The following is a 21,801-nucleotide window of genomic DNA, read 5'->3' on the forward strand; positions in this document are numbered from 1 at the left end:
GCATGTGACACTGGCGTCCCGTCCGCTGTGCGGACTCCTCCGCACCGTCCCCCACGAAATGTGCGCCGTGCGTTCTCTTCCTCTCGCTCTCACCGCGCGTCTGTCGCCGGTCGTCGTGCTCGCCGCGGCCGGCTGGGCGCTGTCGTCCGGGCCGCTCGCCGCGACTCCGGCCGCGGAGAACAAGGCGGCTCCCGACGGCGGGGTTTCACCGTCGGCGCCGTCGACCGCGGCGGCGAGCCGCACGTACCGCGCCTCTCCGGCGCCCTGCGAGGGCGTGACGAAGAAGACGGTGTCCTCGCTGGTGCCCGGCGCCAAGTCGGCAGGCAAGGAGATCCCCTCGACCGACGAGTCGCTGCGCCGCACCTGTTCCTGGAACGCGCTCAAGGGCTTCGACTACCGCTGGCTCGACATCTCGTACGAGATCAAGAAGTCCGACCAGACCGCCCTGGCCGCCTACAAGCAGCGCACGACGGAGAAGAGCGGCGGCGGTGTGGTCCCCGGGGTCGGGGACGAGGCCTATTCGGTGGTGAACCTCACCACCGCCGACAAGCAGCAGACGCGCGAGGGCATGGTGATCGTCCGCGCGTCCAACGCCCTGGTGGTCGTCACGTACAACGGCAGTGACTTCGAGTCGAAGAAGGCGCCCGCCACGGACGAGATCAACAAGGGCGCCATCAAGGCCGCCAAGGAGGGGATGGCCGCGCTGGAGGCCGCTCAGTAGAGCGGACCTCCGGCGCGGCCGGCGGCCGTCAGCCGGTCCTGCCCGCGGGCTCCTCCCGTTCGGCCCGTGCCAGTGGTGCCATCAGCGCGACGTACAGGACGAGCGACGAGGCGAGGCCGACCGCCCACCCGTAGTCCGCGAGCGGCTTGAGGAACGGGATGAGTCCGTCGACCGGGAACGGGCCGAGCTTCGCCCCCTCGGCGTCGACGTTCGAGTACGAGCCGCCGACGGCCAGGACACCGCCGACCGCGAAGGCCAGCACCGCCCGCCAGTTCCAGCCGTTCGTGTACCAGTAGCGTCCGCCGGGTGTGTACAGGTCGGCGAGGTGCAGGACCGTACGGCGGATGATCCAGTAGTCGGCGATCAGGATGCCCGCGACCGTGCCGAGCAGTCCTCCGACCACGCCGAGCCAGGTGAAGATGTAGAACTCGGGGGTGGAGATCAGCTTCCACGGGAAGATCAGGATGCCGATGACGCCCGTGATCAGCGCGCCCGTGCGGAAGTTGATGAACTTCGGCGCGAGGTTGGACAGGTCGTAGGCGGGTGAGACCACGTTCGCCGCGATGTTCACGGAGACCGTGGCGATCAGCACGATGAACAGCGCGAAGAGCAGACCGAAGGCGTTGTCCGTCTTGGCCGCGAGGGCGACCGGGTCCCAGACCGCCTCGCCGTAGACGACCTCGGAGCCGGAGGTGACCAGCACGGCGAGGATCGCGAAGAGGGTCATCGTGGTGGGCAGGCCGAGGGTCTGTCCCCAGGTCTGTGCCTTCTGGCTGGCGCCGAAGCGGGTGAAGTCGGGGATGTTGAGCGACAGGGTCGCCCAGAATCCGATCATGCCCATCAGGGAGGGGAAGAAGACCGGCCAGAAGTCCGCTCCCCAGCCGAGCTTCGAGGGCTGGGAGAGCAACGCGCCGAAGCCGTCGGCCTTGACCGCGATCCAGATCAGCAGCACGAACGCGCCGATGATCACGACGGGAGCGGCCCAGTTCTCGAAGTGCCGGAGGAAGTCCATACCGCGGTAGATGATGGCGATCTGCAGCGCCCAGAACAGCAGGAAGCAGAGCCACAGGGGCCATGGGTGACCCGCGATCCTCCCCGCGTTCTCCCATTCGCCGCCGGTCAGCTTGGAGCCCAGGACGAAGATGCCGCTGCCGCCGATCCAGGTCTGGATGCCGAACCAGCCGCAGGCCACGGCGGCGCGGATCAGCGCCGGGATGTTGGCTCCGCGAAGACCGAACGAGGCGCGGGCGAGGACGGGGAACGGGATGCCGTACTTGGGCCCCGCGTGACCGGTGGCCAGCATCGGCAGCAGCACGATGATGTTGGCCAGCGCGATGGTGAAGACGGCCTGCTTCCAGTCCATGCCGAGGGCCACCAGGCCCGAGGCGAGGGTCCAGCTGGGAATGCAGTGGGCCATGGAGATCCACAGCGCCGCGAAGTTGTACGTCGTCCACTTGCGCTCGGAGAGCGGGACGGGACGCAGGTCCTCGTTGGCGAAGGGACTGTCGGAGGGGAAGGCCCCGGGGCTGAGCTCGATCCGGCCGTCTGCGTCGGCGGACTGGGATATCGGCGGCCCCGTGGGGACGGTTTCGGTCATGGGCAGGCCAATCGATGAGGTGGGACGGGAAAGGCCGTGCGGGTGGCGCCGTGGGGGAGGTGGTGCGGTCCCCTTCCCGGGGAGGTGGGAAGGGGACGACTTGTGTGGAGGGAGCGGGTCGGCCGAAGGAAGCGGGGACCGTCACCGGTTGACGGACGGTCCGGCCGTCGAGGGCCGGACCGGTCGTCGACCGATGAGGTCGTCGAGCCCGTCGGGGCAGGCCGTCGGGGCAGGCCGTCAACCGTTGACGGCGGGAATGACCGTCGATCCGTACGCCTCGATGACCGCCTCTTGGGCGTCATGCATGTCGTACAGGGCGAACTGGTCGACGCCCAGCGCGCGAAGGGCGTTCAGTTTCGCGATGTGCTGCTCGGCCGTGCCGATCAGGCAGAACCGATCGACGATCTCGTCGGGCACGAACTGCGTGTCGGGGTTTCCGCTGCGTCCGTGGTGGGAGTAGTCGTAGCCCTCGCGGGACTTGATGTACTCGGTGAGTTCGTCGGGGACGGCGGCGGAGTGCTCGCCGTACTTGGAGACGAGGTCGGCCACGTGGTTGCCGACCATGCCGCCGAACCAGCGGCACTGCTCACGTGCGTGGGCGAGTGCCTCGGGCGAGTCGTCCTCGGTGACGTAGGCGGGGGCCGCGACACAGATCTTGACGTCGTCCGGGTCGCGTCCGGCCTCGGCCGCCGCGGTCTTCACGGCCTTGACCATGTACTCGGTGAGGTACAGGTCGGCCAGCTGGAGGATGAAGCCGTCGGCCTCCTCACCGGTCATCTTCAGGGCCTTCGGGCCGTACGCGGCCATCCACACCGGGAGTTCGGCGCCCGGCCTGATCCACGGGAACCTGACGACCGTGCCGCCGAGATCGGCCTCCTCACCCCGGCCGAGCGCACGGATCACCTTCATGGCCTCGCTGATCCGCGCGAGGGTGTTGGGTTTACGGCCGGCCACCCGCATCGCGGAGTCACCGCGTCCGATGCCGCAGACGGTGCGGTTGCCGAACATGTCGTTGAGCGTGGCGAAGGTCGAGGCGGTGACCTCCCAGGTGCGGGTGCCCGGGTTGGTGACCATCGGGCCGACCGTCAGCTTCGTGGTGTTGGAGAGGATCTGGCTGTAGATGACGAACGGCTCCTGCCAGAGCACGGCGGAGTCGAAGGTCCAGCCGTACGTGAAGCCGTTGCGCTCGGCCCGCTTCATCAGGCTGATGACGCGGGAGGCAGGGGGGTCGGTCTGCAGGACGAGTCCGAAGTCCATCTGCGCCACTCCTAGTTCAGGTACTGACAGGTGGAGCGGGGGGTGTAGACGCCGTGTCCGGCGCGTCCGGTGAACTCCCGCTCATTGATGACGAGTTCGCCCCGCGACAGAACCGTCTCGACGCGGCCGGTGGTGCGCCTGCCCTCGTACGCCGAGTAGTCGACGTTCATGTGGTGGGTCTCGGCGGACATGATCTGTTCGGCGTGCGGGTCGTAGATGACGACGTCCGCGTCGGCGCCCGGCGCGATCGTCCCCTTCTTCGGGTACAGGCCGAACATCCGGGCCGGGGTGGCGCAGGCGATCTCGATCCAGCGGCGGCGCGAGATGTGTCCGTCGACGACGGCCTGGTGGAGCAGGTCCATGCGGTTCTCGACGCCCGGCAGACCGTTGGGGATCTTCGAGAAGTCGCCCCGGCCGAGGTCCTTCTGGCCCACGAAGCAGAAGGGGCAGTGGTCGGTGGAGACCACCTGGAGGTCGTTCGTGCGCAGCCCTCGCCACAGGGCGGCCTGGTGCTCCCTGGGCCGCAGCGGTGTCGAGCACACGTACTTCGCGCCCTCGAAGTCCGGTTCCGCGAGGTTGTCCGTGGACAGGAACAGGTACTGCGGGCAGGTCTCGCCGAAGACGTTCAGGCCCTCGTCGCGTGCCCGGGCCAGCTCGGCGACGGCCTCCTGCGCCGAGACGTGGACGACGTACAGCGGCGCTCCGGCGACCTGCGCGAGCTTGATGGCGCGGTGGGTGGCCTCGGCTTCGAGGAGGGCCTTGCGGACTTCGCCGTGGTACCTGGGGTCGGTCTCGCCCCGGGCGAGCGCCTGTTCCACCAGGACGTCGATCGCGATGCCGTTCTCCGCGTGCATCATGATCAGGCCGCCGTTCTCGGCGGAGCGCTGCATGGCGCGCAAAATCTGGCCGTCGTCGCTGTAGAAGACGCCGGGGTAGGCCATGAACTGCTTGAAGGAGGTGACACCCTCCCCGACCAGCAGGTCCATCTCCTTGAGCGTGTCCTGGTTCACGTCGGAGACGATCATGTGGAAGCCGTAGTCGATGGCGCACTTGCCGTCGGCCTTGGCGTTCCAGGCGTCGAGGCCCTCGCGCAGCGAGCGGCCCACGCTCTGGACGGCGAAGTCGATGATCGTGGTGGTACCGCCCCAGGCCGCGGCCCTGGTGCCGGTCTCGAAGGAGTCGGAGGCGAAGGTGCCGCCGAACGGCAGCTCCATGTGGGTGTGTGCGTCGACGCCGCCCGGAATCACGTACTTCCCGGTGGCGTCGATGGTCCGCTCGGCCGTCCAGGACTCGGCGGCGGACGTGCCGGCTGCGGCGAGGGCGGCGATGCGGCCGTCCTCGACGAGGACGTCCGCGTGCAGTTCGTCGGACGCGGTGATGACGAGGCCACCGCGGATGACGGTTCGGCTGCTCATGTTCCCTCTCCTGTCGTGGGCACCCCGGTGGAGGGCGGTCGGAACGTACGGGTGGTTCGTGGCTGGTCGCGCCGTTCCCCGTGCCCCTGACGGGGCACGGGCACCGGTAACCCCGACAGGGCCCCGGTCAGGGGGCCGTCAGCGGCTCGTACGCGTCCGGGCGGCGGTCGCGGTAGAACTGCCAGCGGTCGCGCACGGTCCGCAGCTTGGCCATGTCCAGGTCGCGGACGACGAGTTCGGTCTCCTTGTCGCTCGCCACCTCTCCGGCGAACTGGGCTTCGGGGTCCACGAAGTACGAGGTCCCGTAGAAGTCGTTGGGGCCCAGCTCCTCGACGCCCACGCGGTTGATGGCACCCACGAAGTACTCGTTGGCGACCGCCGCCGCGGGCTGCTCCAACTGCCAGAGGTAGGAGGACAGTCCGCGCGAGGTGGCGGACGGGTTGAAGACGATCTCGGCTCCGGCGAGACCGAGGGCGCGCCAGCCCTCCGGGAAGTGCCGGTCGTAGCAGATGTAGACGCCGATTTTGCCGACGGCGGTGTCGAAGACCGGCCAGCCGGCGTTGCCGGGACGGAAGTAGAACTTCTCCCAGAAGCCCTCGACCTGCGGGATGTGGTGCTTGCGGTACTTGCCGAGGTACGAGCCGTCGGCGTCGATCACCGCCGCGGTGTTGTAGAGGACGCCGGGCTGCTCCTCCTCGTACATGGGCAGTACGAGGACGATGCCCAGCTCCTTCGCCAGCGCCTGGAAGCGCCGCACGATCGGGCCCTCGGGGATCTGCTCGGCGTACTCGTAGAACGCCTTGTCCTGGACCTGGCAGAAGTAGGGCCCGTAGAACAGTTCCTGGAAGCACAGGACCTGAGCACCCTGCGCGGCCGCGTCGCGGGCCGCCTGCTCGTGGACCTGGATCATCGATTCCTTGTCGCCCGTCCATGCGGTCTGGAAGACGGCGGCGCGGATCACTCTGCTCATCGGGACCTCCGGTCACTCGGTGTGCGGCGAGCTTAGGAAGGCCGGCGAGCCGGTTTGAGTTGCAGCGTGTCACGTCTGCGGGCGCATGGCGTTCCACGGTGTCACCCTTGCGCGGCCCCATGTTTCACCACCGTTTTCCCAGGTCTTCGGGTGTTGCGGTCCTGTTGCGCGCCTTCGGTCTCAGCTCTGTTGCGCGTCGTGCGCGAGGAGGGCGATGTGTACGGACGCGGCCTGTTCGAAGTCGTCGAGGTCGACGCTGAGCCGCGCCTCTATGGCCTCCAGCCGCCGGTAGAGGGCGGGCCGGGAGACATGGTGGAGCTGCGCGGTGCGCGACTTGTTGCGGCCCGTGGCGAGATACGTGCGCAGCACCGGCAGCAGCTCCGACTCGGCGTCGGCGCCGCACAGCAGCCCGTCCAGTTCACGTTCCGCGAAGGACTGGACGTGCGGGTCGTCCCGCAGCAGCCGGACCAGCCCGCGCAGGTGTACGTCCTTCAGCCGCACCACGGCCGGCAGGTCGAGGTCGGTCGGGCTCTCGGCGACGGCGTCGGCCACGTGCCGGGCCTCGCGCATCCCCACGGGCACGTCGTCCCAGTCGGTCCGGGCGTCCGCGGCGGCGACCACGGCCTGGCCCGCCTCCGTCCGGCCGTCCCCCGGTTCCGTACGCAGCCGGGCGGCGAAGTGCGCGGCGAGGGCTTCGGCGTCCTGGTCCCTGGCGAGGCTCAGCAGTACGGCGGTGACCCCGTCCGCCAGTTCGGCGACCAGTCCGGGCAGCCCCAACAGGCGCAGCACGCGGTCGAGTCGGGCCGCGTCGGCGCCTCGTACGGCCAGGGGTACGAACGTCCGGCGGTTGACGGGCAGTCCGGCCGCGCGGGCCCGGGGCAGCAGTTGCCGGGCCGGGACGACTCCGGAGACCAGGTCGGTGAGCAGGCTCTGCGCGGACTGCTCCTCCCAGGAGGGCGCGGGGCCGCCGAGCATGCGGTGCAGGACCAGGGCCTCGGCGGCGCGGTCGGCGAGCAGCCGCCCGGTGGCGGCGTCGCCGCGGTAGCCGCACAGCACGATGCGGCCCCAGCGCTCACCGCGCCCGCCCAGCTCGGCGCGGACCCAGCCGTCGCCCTCGCTCGCGCCGGCCTGCCGTGCGATGCGCTCCCAGTCGCGCAGGACGTCGTCGACAGCGGACCGCTCCCCCGCCGTGGCGAGGACGCGGTGGGCGAGGTTGGTGACCACCACCGGGCAGGCGCTGTGACCCGCGATCTCGTCGAGCATCCGCTGCAGCGGAGCGCCCGCCGTGATCAGTCCGGTCAGCGCCGTCCGTACGGCCTCCGAGAGGCTGACGGCCGCGAACTTTCGTCGGACAAGGCGCGATTGCACCTCTTCGGTGAGTTCGGCGAAGGGGAACGGGCGGTGCAGGACCACCATGGGCAGCCCGCAGCGCTCGGCCGCCCGGCGCATCACCTCGGGCGGCGCGGGGAAGGCCCGGCCGAGTCCGAGGACGACGGCCGCGGCCTCCGCGCGGTGCAGCGAGCGGATGTACTCGGCCTGGGCCTCCGGGTCGCCCGCGAGGAGCACGCCGGTGGTGAGGACCATCTCGCCGCCGCTGAGCATCACACCGACGTCGGCGGCCTCGGCGACGTGCACCCAGCGCACGGGCCGGTCGAGCTGGCCCGCGCCGGCCACCACCTCGGGCTCCCCGGCGAGCACCCGCTCCAGGGCGAGGACCTGCCGGACGGACAGGGCGGGTTCCAAGGCGGTGGTCATGGCGGCGAACCTTCAATCTTGCGTTGCTGAACGCTCCTCGGAGGGGACGCCCCGTCGGAGCCCGCGCTCCCTCAGAGCCTGCTCCGCAGAGCGCGCTCCAGGATCCCGGCGCCCTCCTCGGCCTCGGCGACGGTGAGCGACAGCGGCGGGGCGATGCGCAGGACGCTGGTGCTGTGACCGCCGCCCTTGCCGATCAACAGGCCTTCCTCACGGGCCGCTTCGAGTACGGCGGCGGCCGCGTCCGGGTCGGCCCGGTCCGTACCGGGCCGGACCAGTTCGACGCCGATCATGAGGCCCCGGCCCCGGACCTCCCGTACGCCCGGCAGTTGGGCGGTGATGGCCCGCAGCCGCTCGATGAGGAGTCCGCCGACCCTGCGGGCGTTGCCCTGGAGGTCGTGTTCGAGGAGGTACGTGAGGTTGGCGAGGCCCGCGGCCATCGTGACCTGGGTGCCGCCGAAGGTGGAGATGGAGTTGGAGTCCAGGCAGTTCATGATCTCGGCGCGGGCCACGACCCCGCCGATGGACATGCCGTTCCCGATGCCCTTCGCGAAGGTGAGGATGTCCGGCGGGCCGTTTTGGCCGTGTGCCTGCCAGCCCCAGAAGTTGTCGCCGGTCCTGCCCCAGCCGGTCTGCACCTCGTCGGCGATCCACAGGATGCCGTGCTCCTGGAGGACCTCACGGAACGCCGCGTACAGGCCGTCGGGCGGTGAGGTGAAGCCGCCGACGCCCTGCACGGGCTCGGCGATCAGGGCCGCGGGCGGGCGGACATGCCCGAGCAGGTCCTCCAGGTCGGCGACGCAGGCCGCGACGAAGCCGGCGTCGTCGAGGTCGGCGAACGGTCCTCGGGTGCGGACCCCGCCGTGCACGTACAGCGTCTGGAGGGGCGAGAGGCTGGTCGGGGACCAGCCCTTGTTGCCGGTGATGCCGACCGCGCTGAACGAGCGGCCGTGGTAGCTGTTGCGCATCGCCAGGATCTGGTTGCTGCGGCGGTACGCGGTGGCCAGCATCAGTGCGGTGTCGTTGGCCTCGGTGCCCGAGGTCGTGAAGAACACGCGCGCGTCCGGGATGCCCGACAGCTTGGCGATCCGCTCGGCCAGGTCGACCATCGGCCGGTTCAGGTAGAGCGTGGAGGAGTGGTTGATCCGGCCTGCCTGCTCACTGACGGCCTTCGTCACCTCGGGCAGGGCGTGCGCGGTCATCGTGGTGAGGATGCCGCCGAAGAAGTCGAGGTACTTGTTGCCCCCGGCGTCCCAGACGTGGCGGCCCTCGCCGTGGGTGAGCTCGACGGGGTCGGCGTAGTAGAGGGCCAGCCAGTCGGGCAGGACGGCCTGATGGCGCTGGTGGAGTTCGTTGCTCACGGCTGGACCAGTCCTTCGTACGCGTCGGGGCGGCGGTCCCGGTAGAAGGCCCACTGCCGGCGGACCTCCTCGATCAGGTCGAAGTCGAGGTCGCGGACGACGAGTTCCTCGCCCTTGTCGCTCGCCCGCTCGCCGACGAACTGACCTCGCGGGTCGACGAAGTACGACGTCCCGTAGAAGTCGTTGTCCCCGTACTCCTCCTCGCCGACACGGTTGATCGCGGCGACGAAGTACTCGTTGGCGACGGCGGCGGCCGGCTGCTCCAGCTGCCACAGGTGGGCGGACAGGCCGCGGGAGGTCGCCGACGGGTTGTAGACGATCTGCGCGCCGTTCAGGCCGAGCTGGCGCCAGCCCTCCGGGAAGTGGCGGTCGTAGCAGATGTAGACGCCGACCTTGCCGACCGCGGTGTCGAAGACGGGCCAGCCGAGGTTGCCCGGCTTGAAGTAGTACTTCTCCCAGAAGCCCTTGACCTGGGGGATGTGGTGCTTGCGGTACTTGCCGAGGTAGGTGCCGTCGGCGTCGATGACCGCGGCGGTGTTGTAGTAGAAGCCGGACTGTTCGACCTCGAACACCGGGACCACGACGACCATGCCGGTCTCGCGCGCGAGCTCCCGCATACGGGTGACGGTCGGGCCGTCCGGTACCGGCTCCGCCCAGCGGTAGTGCTCCGGCTCCTGGACCTGGCAGAAATAGGGGGCGTTGAAGACCTCCTGGAATCCGATGATCTTCGCGCCCTGACGGGCCGCCTCGCGGGCGTGCTCCTCGTGCTTGGCGACCATGGATGCGGTGTCGCCGGTCCAGGTGGCCTGGACCAGAGCGGCGCGTACGACGTTGGCCATGAGCTGCTCCTTCGACGTGACGTCAGAGAGCCTCTACGCCCGTAGACACGGGGCGTAGAGCCCTGAAAGTAAGCCGCGGCGCTGCGCTGGGCAAGACCATCGTCGTTAACCGGCGGAGTCGATCATGTTTCCTACCCCTGTGGGTGAGCCCCGACGCGTCGGCGGGGGCGCCCCGCGGTGCGTGGGGGCGGTTCGGCGGGGGCGCGCGAAACCGCCCCGCGCCCCTGGCTGGACAGGCGGGCCGGAGCGCCGGAGCGTCACACCGGCAGCGGCCTTCCCCGGTGTGGATCGCCTCAGGCCGTGTAGCCCGCCACCCGGAGGGCGTGGACCAGGTCCCAGTAGCGCTGCTCCGAGACATGGCGGGCCGCGTCCAGGAGGAGCGGGGCGAGGACCTGCGGGGCCGCCTCGACACTGCGGACGGCTTCTTCGGGGGTCCGGATGCGGACGTACGCGTCCAGCAGGGCGCGGACCTCGCGGTGCCGGTCCCCCTCGACGAGGCCCAGGACGGCGTCACCTATCTCGGGGGCGGGGCGCACGACGCCCTGGCGCAGCATCTGCTGACCGTCGTCCGTGCGCCCGGCCGCCGCGAGCGCGTCGGCCGCGGCGACCAGCCGGTCGGCGGGCAGGGAGGCCGCCTCCCACAGGAGGGTGGCCCAGTCGGCGCCCAGCCCGGCGCGGTGCAGTTCGGCGGCGAGGAGCGGGAAGCGGGCCGCGGGCCAGTACGCGGCCTCGACCAGCAGGGCGTGCGCCTCACCGCTGTGGCCCTCGCTCCGCAGCCGCACGAGCCGCCCGACCGTCTCGACCGTGGTCCGCCGCGCCTCGTCGTCGAGCGGCTCGCGCCGCGGCTTCGGCGGCTCGGCCTCCTCGGAGCCGCGCGCGAAGCGGGCTCCCCGCAGGGTGCGCTCGGCGGCGGGCGGCACGGGCATGGCGGGAGCGGCGCCGCCGGCCTCCTCCTCCGTCATGCCGGCGAAGCGGGCGCCTCCTCGCGCGCCGCCCCGGGCACCACCTCGGGCGCGGCGCTTGGAGCGTTGCTTGGGAGCGGGGGGCTCGGCGGCTTCGGCGGGTGCCGCCTCGGCCGGCGGGCGGCCGGGCGCGGGCACCGACGTCGCCGTGCCGTGCGAAGCGGCAGGGTCGTGGGTGGGGACGGTGCCGGGTGCGGGTCCGGCGCCCTGCCGGGCGGCCCGCTCGGCGGAGGCGTCGCGCCACAGGTCCGGCCAGTCGTCCTCGTCCGGCGCCGGCCGCTGCGCGCCTGCGCGCGGGGCGGTCGACCGGGCGGATCCGCCGCCGTCAGCCTCGCCGACGTCGTCCCGGATGCCGGCCACGCCGTGGGCCGTGCGTCCACCGAGGCCGCCGTACCCCTCGCCGTCGTGCCCGCCGGGACCGTCACGGCCACCGCGTGCGGCGTCGTCACGACCGCTGTGGCTGCCGGCGCCCCCACGCCCGTCACCGCCGCGCTCCCCGCCCGCACCGAAATCGCCGCGCCCGCCGGGGCCCTCGAAGCCGCTGCGGCGCCCGTCACGGTCACCGTGTCCGCCAAGACCGTCACGGCCGTCGTGTCCGGGACCTCCGCCCTCGCCGCTGGCGCTGCGCGCGCCGGGACCCTCGGAACCACCGCGGCGCGCGTCACCACCACCGTGTCCGTCGAGACCGTCACGGCGCCGGTCACGGCTGTCGCGCCCGCCCTGATCACCAGGGCCACCAGGACCGCCAGGGCTGTCGTGACCGCGACGCCCGTCCCTGGGCTCATCAACCCAGAAGACACCCTCGCCGGGCCCTGGACCCTGGCCGTCACCGCGGTTCTGGCCGTCACCGCGGTTCTGGCCTTCGCCACGGTCCTGTCCCTCGCCACCGCCGGATGAACCCGTACGGGCCCCCTGCGCGTACCCGTACTTGGTCCGCTGGTCCAACTCGCCCATGCGGGAGTGGAGTTCGGCGCAGCGGGCCGTCGCGCGGTCGTGGTCGTCACGGGCCCAGGCAAGATCGAGGCGCAGGGAGTCGGCCTCCGCCTGGGAGGTGGCCGCGTGGAGCGCCCGGCCGAGCTCCGAGAGCCGTTCGGCGGCGTAGCGCTGTTCGCGCAGCATGACATCGAGCCGGTCGCCGAGGGCGTCACGGCCGCCGGGCCGTCCGTCGTACGCGGCGAGGGAGGCGTCGTGCAGCGTCCGGGCCCGCTCGGCCTCCTGCTCGGCCGCCCGGTCACCGTACCGGGCGGCGAGGTCCTGGAGGACGGCCTGTACGACGTCCCAGGGCGGCACCTCCCAGCCGTCCAGGCAGGCCCGCATCCCCTCGGGGTCACGCTGCCAGAACACACCGCACCAGCCGCCGCCCTGGTCGAGCCGGGACAGCAGGCCACCGAAATACCTCGCGAACTCCCGCACCTGGCCCGGGAGTTGTTCCACCGCCATTGCCTTCACCCCACGCCAGACTGGAGTACTCCGGTCCGGTAGAAAACACCATTCGTGTTACGGAAGCGCTACAACGAGTTTTCGACCTGGACGCAGAGTGCGGTTACCCACCCGGAACGTGACGTGAGACGGCAGATGATGACGCGCCGTCACCTCGCGCGTCACACGGCGGCGAGAGCACAGCTGCCGGCGATCTCGTCCATCGAGAGCCCCAGTGCGCGCGCCAGCGCCGCGACCGTGAAGAAGGCCGGGGTCGGGGCGCGCCCGGTCTCGATCTTGCGGAGGGTCTCCGCCGAGAGGCCGGCGCTCATGGCGACCTCCGCCATGCTGCGACGGCCTCTGGCCTCGCGCAGCAGCCGCCCGAGCCGCTCGCCGCGTTCGTGCTCTTCGGGGGTCAGCGGGGTTCGCACCATGCCGTCACTCTAATACCGCCCACGGCCCCTCGAACAGGTACCGACGGCCCGCCGACCGGTATGTCAATTGGCACGCCCCGCTCAGGGGCGCGAGGAACCGCGCGACAAGCCCGAGCCGGCCGGCACGTACGAACAGTCCCCGCGCCCCACCCCCGGGGGCGCGGGGAACTGCGCGACGAACCGCCCACGGCTACGGCGCCGGCCGTACCACCATGGCCGAGCCGCCACCCCTGCGCACGGTCTCCGCGGCCGCCAGCCACTTGCCGTTCGGCAGGCGCTGGACGCCCGTCGCCGCTCCGATCTCCGGGTTCTGCCGGAATCCGTGCCCGAGCGCTTCCAGCCGGCTCCGCAACGGGCTGTTCCACAGGCCCGGTTCGAGCTCGGTGGTCGTCTGGTTCCGCTGACTGGCGCGCGGCGCGGCGATCGCGTCGACGAGCGGGAGGCCCCGGTCGAGGAAACCGGTCAGCGTCTGGAGGACCGTCGTGACGATGGTCGCGCCGCCGGGCGAGCCCAGCGCCACCACGGGCCGGGCGTGGCGGTCGAGCACGATCGTCGGCGAGATCGACGAGCGCGGACGCTTGCCGGGCCCGGGCAGGTTGGGGTCGTGCACGGCCGGGCTCGCCGGCGCGAAGGAGAAGTCGGTCAGCTCGTTGTTGAGGATGAACCCGCGGTTCGGGACGGTGATCCCGCTGCCGCCGGTCTGCTCGATGGTGAGGGTGTACGCGACGACGTTGCCCCACTTGTCGGCCGCCGTCAGATGGGTGGTGTTCTCGCCCTCGTACGTCGTCGGCGCGGCCTTGCCGCCGGCCGCGCAGGCCGCCGGGTTGCGGGGGTCGCCCGGCGCGAGCGGGCTCGTGAGCACCGCGTCGTCCTTGATCAGGCACTCGCGCGAGTCGGCGTACTTCTGCGAGAGCAGTTCCTTCGTCGGTACGTCCTCGAAGGCGGGGTCGCCCACCCAGCGCCCCCGGTCCGCGAAGGCGATCCGGCTGGCCTCGATGAAGCGGTGCAGGTACCGGTCGTCCGAGGCCTTCGAAAGGTCGGTGTTCTCAAGGATGTTGAGGGCTTCGCCGACGGTCGTGCCACCGGAGGAGGACGGCGCGATGGAGTAGACGCCCAGACCGCGGTACGAGGTCTTCGTGGGCGCCTGCCGCTTCGCCCGGTACTTCGCGAGGTCCTTCAGCGACAGGTCGCCCGGGCGGGCGTCGTATCCCGAAGCCGGGTCGACCGGCGGCTTGTTCACCGTGTCGACGATGTCCTCGGCGAGTTCGCCGCGGTACAGCGCGCCCGCGCCGCCCCGGCCCAACTCCTGGTACGTGCGGGCCAGATCGGGGTTCTTGAACGTCGAGCCGACCACCGGCAGCGCGCCGCCCGGCAGGAACAGCTCGGCCGTGTCGGGGAAGTTCCTGAACCGCGCCTCGTTGGACGCGGTCTGCGAGCGGAACGTGGCGTCGACGGTGAAGCCGTCCCGCGCGAGCCGCTCCGCGGGCTTCAGCAGCGACCCGAGCCGCTTGCTGCCCCAACTGTCCAGTGCCGTCTGCCAGGTGGCGGGCGTGCCGGGTGTGCCCACACCCAGGCCGCTGGTCACGGCGTCCGCGAACGGGATCGGTTGGCCGTTCTCGAGGAAGAGCCCCGAGTCGGCCGTCAGGGGCGCGGTCTCGCGTCCGTCGATCGTGTGCACCGTACGGGACTTGGCGTTGTAGTAGACGAAGTAGCCGCCTCCGCCGATGCCCGACGAATAGGGCTCGGTGACGCCGAGGGCCGCCGCGGTGGCGACGGCCGCGTCCACCGCGTTGCCGCCCTTGCGGAGGATCTCGATTCCGGCCGCCGAGGCGTCCGCGTCGACACTGGAGACGGCCCCGCCGTATCCGACGGCGACCGGGACCTTCTCCGCCGGTCCGGGGGTGCCCCCGGCGGCTCCCGACGGTGGCGGCGCCGCCCCCACCGACACCACAGCGGCCGAAACCGCCAGTACAGCAAGTCTGCGCGCGGCCGAGCGCCCCATCAGTACCTCCAGTCAGCGACCGTCCGCGCAGCGTAACCCCGTAGCCATGACCGCGTCAGGACCCTCTCGAACACCGGTGCGTGCTCCCGCTAGCATGCGCGCCCATGAATGACGACGTGCGCAACATCCTCCTCGGGGTGATCGCGGCGGGCCTCAGCGCCTCGCTGGGCTGGATCGCCCGGACCTACCTGTGGAAGCGCAAGCTCCGCCGCAAGCAGGCCTTCTTCGGGCTGCCCGAGCACTCCGAGTCGCTGCTCGTGGTCAACCGCGACGCCGGCAGCCCCGACCTGGCGGTGCACCGCTACGACGTGTTCGCGCTCCTGGAACTCGCGGCCCTGATCAAGGACTGCAACGCGCACGCCGACGTGATCACCCAGGACGCGGCCAGGCAGGGCTTCGGGGAACGCACGGAGTTCTGCGTCGGCGGCCCGGGTTCGAACCGCCGCATGGCCGCCCACATGCAGGCCATGCTGCCGGGCGTGCGGGTGAACATCGACCCGGAACCGGGTCCGGACCGCCTCGCGTTCCAGATAGGCACCGAGCGCCACCGCATGGAGGCCGGCCTGGCCGAGTACGTGCTGCTCGCGCGGCTCACGGCCGGCCAGCCCGGCCCGAGCAGGCCCGTGTTCCTCTTCTGCGGCCAGCGCGCGATCACCAACCAGGCGGCGACACGCTACCTGGCCCGCAACCACGAGCGGCTGTACCGCAAGCACGGCGACAGTTCCTTCGCCCTGCTCCTGAAGGTCGTGAACTCGCAGGCGTACGGGCCGGACGTCGTCGAGCTGGTCGCCGACGTCACACGCGCCGCCCAGACCCCGCTCCCGACGGCTCCCGCACGTAATTCCCACCGCGCCTCCTGATCTCCTCCACCCTTCAACGATCGTTACTCGCACGTAACTTACCGGCGGGTTACTTGCGGTAAGCGGGCGAGGTTACCGTCGGGTCACTTTTGCACTTACACGAGTGAGGAGTGACCTGTGGGACACCCGCGCAAGGCCCTGCGTACGACCGCCGTGGGCGCCGTCTCGGCCGCCCTGATCGCCGGCACGGCCCTGGGGCTCGCCCCCGCGGCCGAGGCGGCGCCGGCCGGCATCCGTTTCGTCGACATCGCCGGTGACGGCGGCACGGTCCTCAAGGCCAACGTCGTCACGCCCGCGAACGCCGACGGCTCACGCACGTACCCGCTCGTCGTGCTGCCCACGAGCTGGGGCCTGCCACAGGTCGAGTATCTCGCCCAGGCCAGGGAACTCGCCGACTCCGGCTACGTCGTGGTCACTTACAACGTCCGCGGCTTCTGGCAGTCCGGCGGGGAGATAGAAGTGGCCGGCCCGCCCGACGTGGCGGACGCCTCGAAGGTGATCGACTGGGCCCTGGCCCACACCCCGGCCGACGCCCGGCACATCGGCATGGCGGGCGTCTCCTACGGCGCCGGCATCAGCCTGCTGGCCGCCGCGCACGACAAGCGCGTCAAGGCCGTCGCCTCACTCAGCGGCTGGGCCGACCTCATCGGCTCTATCTACTCGGGACGCACCCAGCACTCCCAGGCGGCCGCCCTGCTGGACGGCGTCGGCCGGCTCACCGGCCGCCCCAGCGCCGAGGTCCGGCAGACCTTCGAGGACTTCTTCGCCTCGAACCTCGCCAGGGAACCGGAGCTCGTCGCCTGGGGGAAGAAACGTTCCCCCGCGACCTACACCGACCGGATCAACCAGAACGGCACGGCGGTCCTGCTCGCCAACACCTGGGGCGACACGGTCTTCTCCCCGAACCAGTACGCCGACTTCTACGAGCGGCTCACCGGCCCGAAGAGGCTCGAATACCGGCCCGGCGACCACGCCACCGCCGAGCTGACCGGCCTGTTCGGGCTCCCCAACGACGTGTGGACGGACACCCGGCGCTGGTTCGACCGATACCTCAAGGGCGAGGACAACGGCATCGACCGCGAGCCGCCCGTACGGCTCATGTCCCGTTCCACCGGCGGCTACGAGGGCTATCCGGACTGGAAGTCGGTCGGCGCGACACGGAAGAAGATCACGCTCTCCGGCTCCACCACGATCCGCGCGAACGTCAACTCGGGCGCGGACGGCGGGATCGTCCTCCTCTCCAGCGTCCTCGACCAGCTCACCCGGGTGCCCCCGATGGCGTCGATACCGCTGCTGCCGCGCCGGTACGCCGCCGTGTGGCAGTCGGAGAAGTACGCGAGCACCCAGCGCGTGCGTGGCACGGCGAAACTGCACACCACCCTCACCGGCACCAAGGAGAGCGGCACCCTCGTCGCCTACCTGTACGACGTGGGCCCGCTCGGCCTCGGCAAGCTGGTCAGCAACGCGCCGTTCACCTTCCACGGACAGACGCCCGGCAAGCCGTTCGGCGTCGACCTGGAGCTGTTCTCCACGGCCTACGACGTCCCGGCAGGGCATCGGCTCGCTCTGGTCGTCGACACGGTCGACCCGCTCTACATCGAGCACAACCCGACCGGCGCGCAGCTGACCTTCTCCTCGCCCGAGACCGACCCGTCGTACGTGTCGGTCCCGCTGCGCGAGCAGTGATCACCGGCTGCTGCCGGGCGGGCCATTGCCCCTTCGCCACCGCGTGCCCGGCAGCAGCGTCCCTGGTACGGCCGAGGCGTCGTCGACGGCCTCCGTCACCGCGGGGATGAACGGCACAGCGTAGTCGAGGTCCGGGGCGGCCGGCCGCCCGGCCTGGCGGATCTCCTCACGGGAGCCATGAGCAGACCTCGACTCCCCTTCCTGGAGGGCGAGTTGAGCTCGCCCCCACGCCCCGGGCGGCAGCCGCACGGGACGCCGGGGCAGGACGTACGCAGGCCGTACGGATCATGGTCGCGCTCCCCCTCTCAGTGCTTGAGGATCTTGGAGAGGAAGTCCTTGGCACGGTCGCTGCGCGGGTTGGTGAAGAACTCCTCGGGGGTGCGGTCCTCGACGATGCTGCCGTCGGCCATGAAGACGACCCGGTTCGCCGCCGAGCGCGCGAAGCCCATCTCGTGGGTGACGACGATCATCGTCATCCCGTCGCGCGCGAGTTGCTGCATGACCTCCAGAACCTCGTTGATCATCTCCGGGTCGAGCGCGGAGGTCGGCTCGTCGAAGAGGAGTGCCTTGGGGTCCATGGCGAGGGCGCGGGCGATGGCCACGCGCTGCTGCTGACCGCCGGAGAGCTGCGCCGGGTACTTGGGCGCCTGCGAGACGAGACCCACCCGGTCGAGGAGTTCGAGCGAGCGCTTGTCCGCCTGGTCCTTCTTCCGGCCGCGCACCTTCATCTGCGCCAGCGAGACGTTCTGGAGGACCGTCTTGTGCGCGAAGAGGTTGAAGGACTGGAAGACCATCCCGACCTCGGCGCGCAGTTTCGCGAGCTCCTTGCCCTCCTCCGGCAGCGGCTGTCCGTCCAGCTCGATCTCGCCGGACTGGATGGGCTCCAGACGGTTGACCGCCCTGCAGAGAGTCGACTTGCCCGACCCCGACGGGCCGATGACGACGACCACCTCCCCCTTGCCGACGGTGAGGTTGATGTCCCGCAGGACGTGCAACTCCCCGAAGTACTTGTTGACGTCACGCAGCTCGATCAACGGATCGACGGACATGCTCAGCCCTACCCACTCTCAGCTGTGTCGCGATGGCCGCAAACTATCCATCCAGGAGAGGAGCAAACACACGACACGCACTTTTCGGGCATTAGCCGTATTTACACCGTCAGTCCAGGCCACAGCCTCACGATTCGGCGACCTCGGCGTACAGCTGCGAGAGTTCGGGGACCCCGCTGGCCGCCCAGTCGTGGCCCGAGACGACCACGTCGATCTCCCGGCCCGACACGAGACGCACCATCGGCCGGCCGTTCGGCCAGACCTCCCAGACCGCGCCGGGAACCGTGCGGACGATGACCGTGCCCAGATAGAGGCCCGCGTCGTTGCCGAGCCACGGCAGGCTCTCCTCGTCGTCGCGCCAGCGGGGCAGCAGTTGGTCCAGCGCCTCCAACGAGGCCGCGGAGTCGTCGAGTTCGATCCCCGCCTGGTGTGCCTGGGAGCGCAGCAGTTCGCATTCGGAGAGCAGTTCCGCCACCCCCTCCTGGTCACCCTCGCTCTCCGAGAAGACCGCGACTCCTCTGGCGGGGCCCCGCTTCTTGCGCCAGTTGCCCAGGAAAGGGATGTTCATACACCCAGCCTTTCATCCGTATCGCCCCGGCGCACCACAGGGCGCGCGGAACACCTGTTCCCAGGGAGTTCGCACGCAGTTCGCCCTGCCTCATTGACGAGTCCCTGTCGTCTCCTTAGCTTCACGGTGCATCTGTCACCTCGTCAGTGATCCGTCCGTGAGTGGGAGGAGTCGGTGTGCGCCGACGTGTCTGGGGTTCCGCCGTCGCTCTGGCTCTGCTGCCGGCGGCGGTGACGGTTCCGGCGGCGGCCGCGTCGGGGGCGGCGGACAGACCGCTGCCACTGGAGCGGCTCTTCGACAACACGGCCGTCAGCGACGACACGCGGCCCGGCGGGGCGGACTTCGACGGCTCGGGCGGCTCCCTGTCGGCCCAGGACCTGACCGCCGCCGGGTGGACACCGGGGCGCTCGCTGACGGTTCAGGGCGCCCGCCTGACCTTGCCCCGCCGGGCGCCGGGCAGGGCCGACAACGTACGCGCCGACGGCCAGTCCGTACGGGTACGCGGTCACGGTGACGCGCTGGCCTTTCTCGTGGCGGGCACAGGCGGCGGCGACGAGAGCGGCACGGGCACGGTGCGCTACCGCGACGGCTCACGCTCCTCGTACCGGCTGACGGCGTCGGACTGGCGCGGCGGACCACTCGCCGCCAAGGCCGTTGCCCTCCCCCACATCAACACCCCCGGCGGCCAACTCGCGCAGAAGGCACGGCTGTACGTCGTGACCGTGCCGCTCGCCCGAGGGCGCTCGGTGGACTCGGTGGAGCTGCCGCGCAACAGCGACCTGCATGTGTTCGCCCTGTCGGTGCGCCCCGACACCCGTGGCTGGACCGGGAGTTGGGCAGCGTCGACCTCCGGGTACACGGCGGTCGGGCCGTGGACGGACCGGACCCTGCGTCTGGTGGTGCACACCTCGGCGGGCGGGCCGCGGGTCCGGATCCGGCTCGACAACACCTTCGCGGCCGCACCCGTACGGATCGGCAGCGCGAGTGTGGCGGTGCAGGCGTCCGGGGCGAGCCCGCGCAGCGCTCCCGTGCCGCTTTCCTTCCGGGGTTCCGAGGGCGCCGCGATCCCGGCAGGAGCACAGGTGTTCAGCGATCCGCTGGACTTCGACGTGCCCGCGGACAGCAATCTGCTGGTGAGCTTCCATCTGCCGGGGACGGTGACGGCGGCGCCCGTGCACAGCCTGGCCGTCCAGCAGTCCTACGTCAGCACACCGGGCGACCACGCGGCGGACGCCGCCCCGGACGCGTACACCTCGACGATCACCAACTGGCCGCTGCTGACGGGTGTCGACGTGGGTGGCGGGCCCGGGTCCGTCGTGCTGCTCGGCGACTCGATCACGGACGGCGAGAAGTCGACGCGGGACGCGAACCGGCGCTGGCCCAACGTGCTCGCCACGCGGCTGCTGAACCAGAGTGCGGTCCCGCGCTATGGAGTGCTCAACCATGGCATCTCGGCGAACCGTGTGGTCACGGACCGCTACCCCGGGGACGGTGTCTCCACCGACACGGGTGGGGTGAGCGCGCTGCACCGCCTCGACCGGGACGTCCTCGCCCAGACGTCGGCCCGTACGGCCGTCGTCTTCCAGGGGGTCAACGACGCCCGCTGGGGGGCGAGCGCGGAGCAGGTCGTGGCCGGGCTGCGGGAGATCACGGACCGGGCGCATGACCGCGGGCTGCGGGTGCTGGTCGCGACGATCGCGCCCTGCGAGGGCGAGGCACGGTGCACGGCGGCGGCTGACGCGCAGCGCGTCGCGGTGAACCGGTGGATCCGGTCCGGCTCCGGTGTCGACGGGGTGCTCGACTTCGACGCGGTGCTGCGGGATCCCGGGCATCCGGCGCGGATGCTGCCCGCCTATGACAGCGGGGATCATCTGCACCCGGGAGAGGCGGGGCTCGCCGCGCTGGCCGACTCGGTGGACCTGGGACTGCTGTAGGCGCCGCACGCTTCGGGGACGGGTCGGGTTCGGATTGTCCGTGGGACGCGGGGCCGTCCGCGGCCGGGCACGCGGACTCCCGCGCGTCTGAAGGGGTCTCGCTGTACCCGGCTGCGGGCGCGTCGCGGCCGATCACACCGATCCCACGCCCCTTACTGGCCGGGGCCGGTCACACGTCCAGGTCGACCACGACCGGGGCGTGGTCCGAGGCGCCCTTGCCCTTGCGCTCCTCGCGGTCGACATAGGCGTCGGTGACGGCCTTCGCGAAGGGCTCGTTGCCGTAGACGAGGTCGATGCGCATGCCGCGGTTCTTGGGGAAGCCGAGCTGGCGGTAGTCCCAGTACGTGTACGGGCGGTCGTACTTGAGGGGGCGCGGGACCACGTCCGAAAGGCCGGTGTCACGGAGGGCGGCGAGGGCGGCGCGCTCCGGCGGGGTGACGTGGGTGAGGCCCTCGAAGGCGGCCACGTCGAACACGTCGTCGTCCGTCGGCGCCACGTTGTAGTCGCCCATCACCGCGAACGGGCGGCTGCCGCCCGCGTCGCCCGCGACGGCCGCCTTCAGGGCCTCGAACCACTGGAGCTTGTACGCGTAGTGCGGGTGGTCCACCTCGCGGCCGTTCGGCACGTAGACCGACCAGACGCGGAGCGGGCCGCAGGTCGCGGAGACGGCGCGAGGCTCCTCGACGGCGTCGTAGCCGGGGTCGCCGGGCAGGCCCTTGACGATGTCTTCGAGGCCCACGCGGGACACCACCGCGACGCCGTTCCACCGTCCTGTCGCGTGCACCGCCGACTCGTAGCCCAGCTCCCGGAGCTGCTCGGACGGGAACTGCTCGGCGGTGGTCTTCGTCTCCTGGATGCACAGCACGTCCGTGCCGCTGCTCTCCAGCCAGGCCAGCAGCCTCGGGAGACGGGCGGTGATCGAGTTCACGTTCCAGGTGGCGATACGCATGCCCCACAACCTACCGGGCGCCTCGG

General features: G+C 71.1%; 17 protein-coding genes. 4 read left to right on the plus strand and 13 right to left on the minus strand.

The genetic code is table 11. From position 1 onward, the window contains the following. The first annotated feature begins 58 nt into the window (after nucleotides 1-58). A complete protein-coding gene (locus KUF83_RS03125) occupies nucleotides 59-721 on the plus strand; it encodes a hypothetical protein (protein WP_217453026.1) in 663 nt (220 codons plus the stop codon). A 28-nt stretch (nucleotides 722-749) separates the two neighbouring features. Here the strand turns inward: KUF83_RS03125 and KUF83_RS03130 are convergent, their stop codons facing one another. The 10 genes from KUF83_RS03130 to ggt form a co-directional block, all read right to left on the minus strand. After that, nucleotides 750-2,318: an NCS1 family nucleobase:cation symporter-1 gene (locus KUF83_RS03130; RefSeq protein ID WP_217452954.1), complete on the minus strand. Its 1,569-nt coding sequence runs from the start codon at nucleotides 2,316-2,318 to the stop codon at nucleotides 750-752. 237 nt (nucleotides 2,319-2,555) lie between these two features. After that, on the minus strand, nucleotides 2,556-3,575 hold the full coding sequence (locus KUF83_RS03135; RefSeq protein ID WP_217452955.1) for a TIGR03842 family LLM class F420-dependent oxidoreductase: 1,020 nt from the start codon (nucleotides 3,573-3,575) through the stop codon (nucleotides 2,556-2,558). A gap of 11 nt (nucleotides 3,576-3,586) precedes the next feature. Then, complete coding sequence (gene hydA, locus KUF83_RS03140) at nucleotides 3,587-4,990, minus strand: dihydropyrimidinase (protein WP_217452956.1); 1,404 nt, start codon at nucleotides 4,988-4,990, stop codon at nucleotides 3,587-3,589. Nucleotides 4,991-5,117: 127 nt separating this feature from the next. Then, nucleotides 5,118-5,960 carry a nitrilase-related carbon-nitrogen hydrolase gene (locus KUF83_RS03145; RefSeq protein WP_217452957.1) on the minus strand — a complete coding sequence of 281 codons (843 nt, stop codon included), beginning with the start codon at nucleotides 5,958-5,960 and terminating at the stop codon, nucleotides 5,118-5,120. Between the two features lie 180 nt (nucleotides 5,961-6,140). Continuing rightward, complete coding sequence (locus KUF83_RS03150) at nucleotides 6,141-7,715, minus strand: PucR family transcriptional regulator (protein WP_217452958.1); 1,575 nt, start codon at nucleotides 7,713-7,715, stop codon at nucleotides 6,141-6,143. 71 nt (nucleotides 7,716-7,786) lie between these two features. Continuing rightward, nucleotides 7,787-9,073: an aspartate aminotransferase family protein gene (locus KUF83_RS03155; RefSeq protein WP_217452959.1), complete on the minus strand. Its 1,287-nt coding sequence runs from the start codon at nucleotides 9,071-9,073 to the stop codon at nucleotides 7,787-7,789. Continuing rightward, nucleotides 9,070-9,912, minus strand: a complete 843-nt coding sequence (locus KUF83_RS03160) for a nitrilase-related carbon-nitrogen hydrolase (RefSeq protein ID WP_217452960.1) — start codon at nucleotides 9,910-9,912, stop codon at nucleotides 9,070-9,072. The genes KUF83_RS03155 and KUF83_RS03160 overlap by 4 nt, the downstream gene beginning before the upstream one ends. A gap of 293 nt (nucleotides 9,913-10,205) precedes the next feature. Then, complete coding sequence (locus tag KUF83_RS03165) at nucleotides 10,206-12,314, minus strand: hypothetical protein (protein WP_217452961.1); 2,109 nt, start codon at nucleotides 12,312-12,314, stop codon at nucleotides 10,206-10,208. Between the two features lie 161 nt (nucleotides 12,315-12,475). Beyond that, complete coding sequence (locus KUF83_RS03170; RefSeq protein WP_217452962.1) at nucleotides 12,476-12,727, minus strand: helix-turn-helix domain-containing protein; 252 nt, start codon at nucleotides 12,725-12,727, stop codon at nucleotides 12,476-12,478. A gap of 190 nt (nucleotides 12,728-12,917) precedes the next feature. Further along, the gene (ggt, locus tag KUF83_RS03175; protein WP_217452963.1) at nucleotides 12,918-14,729 is read right to left on the minus strand and encodes a gamma-glutamyltransferase; all 1,812 of its coding nucleotides are present in this window, start codon (nucleotides 14,727-14,729) and stop codon (nucleotides 12,918-12,920) included. A 104-nt stretch (nucleotides 14,730-14,833) separates the two neighbouring features. Here ggt and KUF83_RS03180 point away from each other — a divergent pair, with 104 nt between their 5' ends. After that, on the plus strand, nucleotides 14,834-15,589 hold the full coding sequence (locus KUF83_RS03180; protein ID WP_217452964.1) for a hypothetical protein: 756 nt from the start codon (nucleotides 14,834-14,836) through the stop codon (nucleotides 15,587-15,589). Nucleotides 15,590-15,706: 117 nt separating this feature from the next. Beyond that, nucleotides 15,707-17,275: an alpha/beta fold hydrolase gene (locus KUF83_RS03185; protein WP_217452965.1), complete on the plus strand. Its 1,569-nt coding sequence runs from the start codon at nucleotides 15,707-15,709 to the stop codon at nucleotides 17,273-17,275. Between the two features lie 305 nt (nucleotides 17,276-17,580). Here KUF83_RS03185 and KUF83_RS03190 read toward each other — a convergent pair whose 3' ends face one another. Both KUF83_RS03190 and KUF83_RS03195 read right to left on the minus strand, forming a co-directional pair. Continuing rightward, nucleotides 17,581-18,324 (minus strand): amino acid ABC transporter ATP-binding protein, encoded by a 744-nt coding sequence (locus KUF83_RS03190; RefSeq protein WP_217452966.1) that lies wholly within the window; start codon nucleotides 18,322-18,324, stop codon nucleotides 17,581-17,583. Between the two features lie 127 nt (nucleotides 18,325-18,451). Further along, on the minus strand, nucleotides 18,452-18,892 hold the full coding sequence (locus KUF83_RS03195; protein ID WP_217452967.1) for a DUF6278 family protein: 441 nt from the start codon (nucleotides 18,890-18,892) through the stop codon (nucleotides 18,452-18,454). Nucleotides 18,893-19,068: 176 nt separating this feature from the next. Here KUF83_RS03195 and KUF83_RS03200 point away from each other — a divergent pair, with 176 nt between their 5' ends. Beyond that, nucleotides 19,069-20,826 (plus strand): SGNH/GDSL hydrolase family protein, encoded by a 1,758-nt coding sequence (locus KUF83_RS03200; RefSeq protein ID WP_217452968.1) that lies wholly within the window; start codon nucleotides 19,069-19,071, stop codon nucleotides 20,824-20,826. A 169-nt stretch (nucleotides 20,827-20,995) separates the two neighbouring features. On the opposite strand, the gene KUF83_RS03205 is transcribed toward KUF83_RS03200, so the two are convergent. Further along, a complete protein-coding gene (locus tag KUF83_RS03205; protein WP_217452969.1) occupies nucleotides 20,996-21,775 on the minus strand; it encodes an exodeoxyribonuclease III in 780 nt (259 codons plus the stop codon). Nucleotides 21,776-21,801 lie beyond the last annotated feature (26 nt).

It is taken from the genome of Streptomyces sp. BV286, assembly GCF_019090165.1.
Lineage (GTDB): Bacteria > Actinomycetota > Actinomycetes > Streptomycetales > Streptomycetaceae > Streptomyces.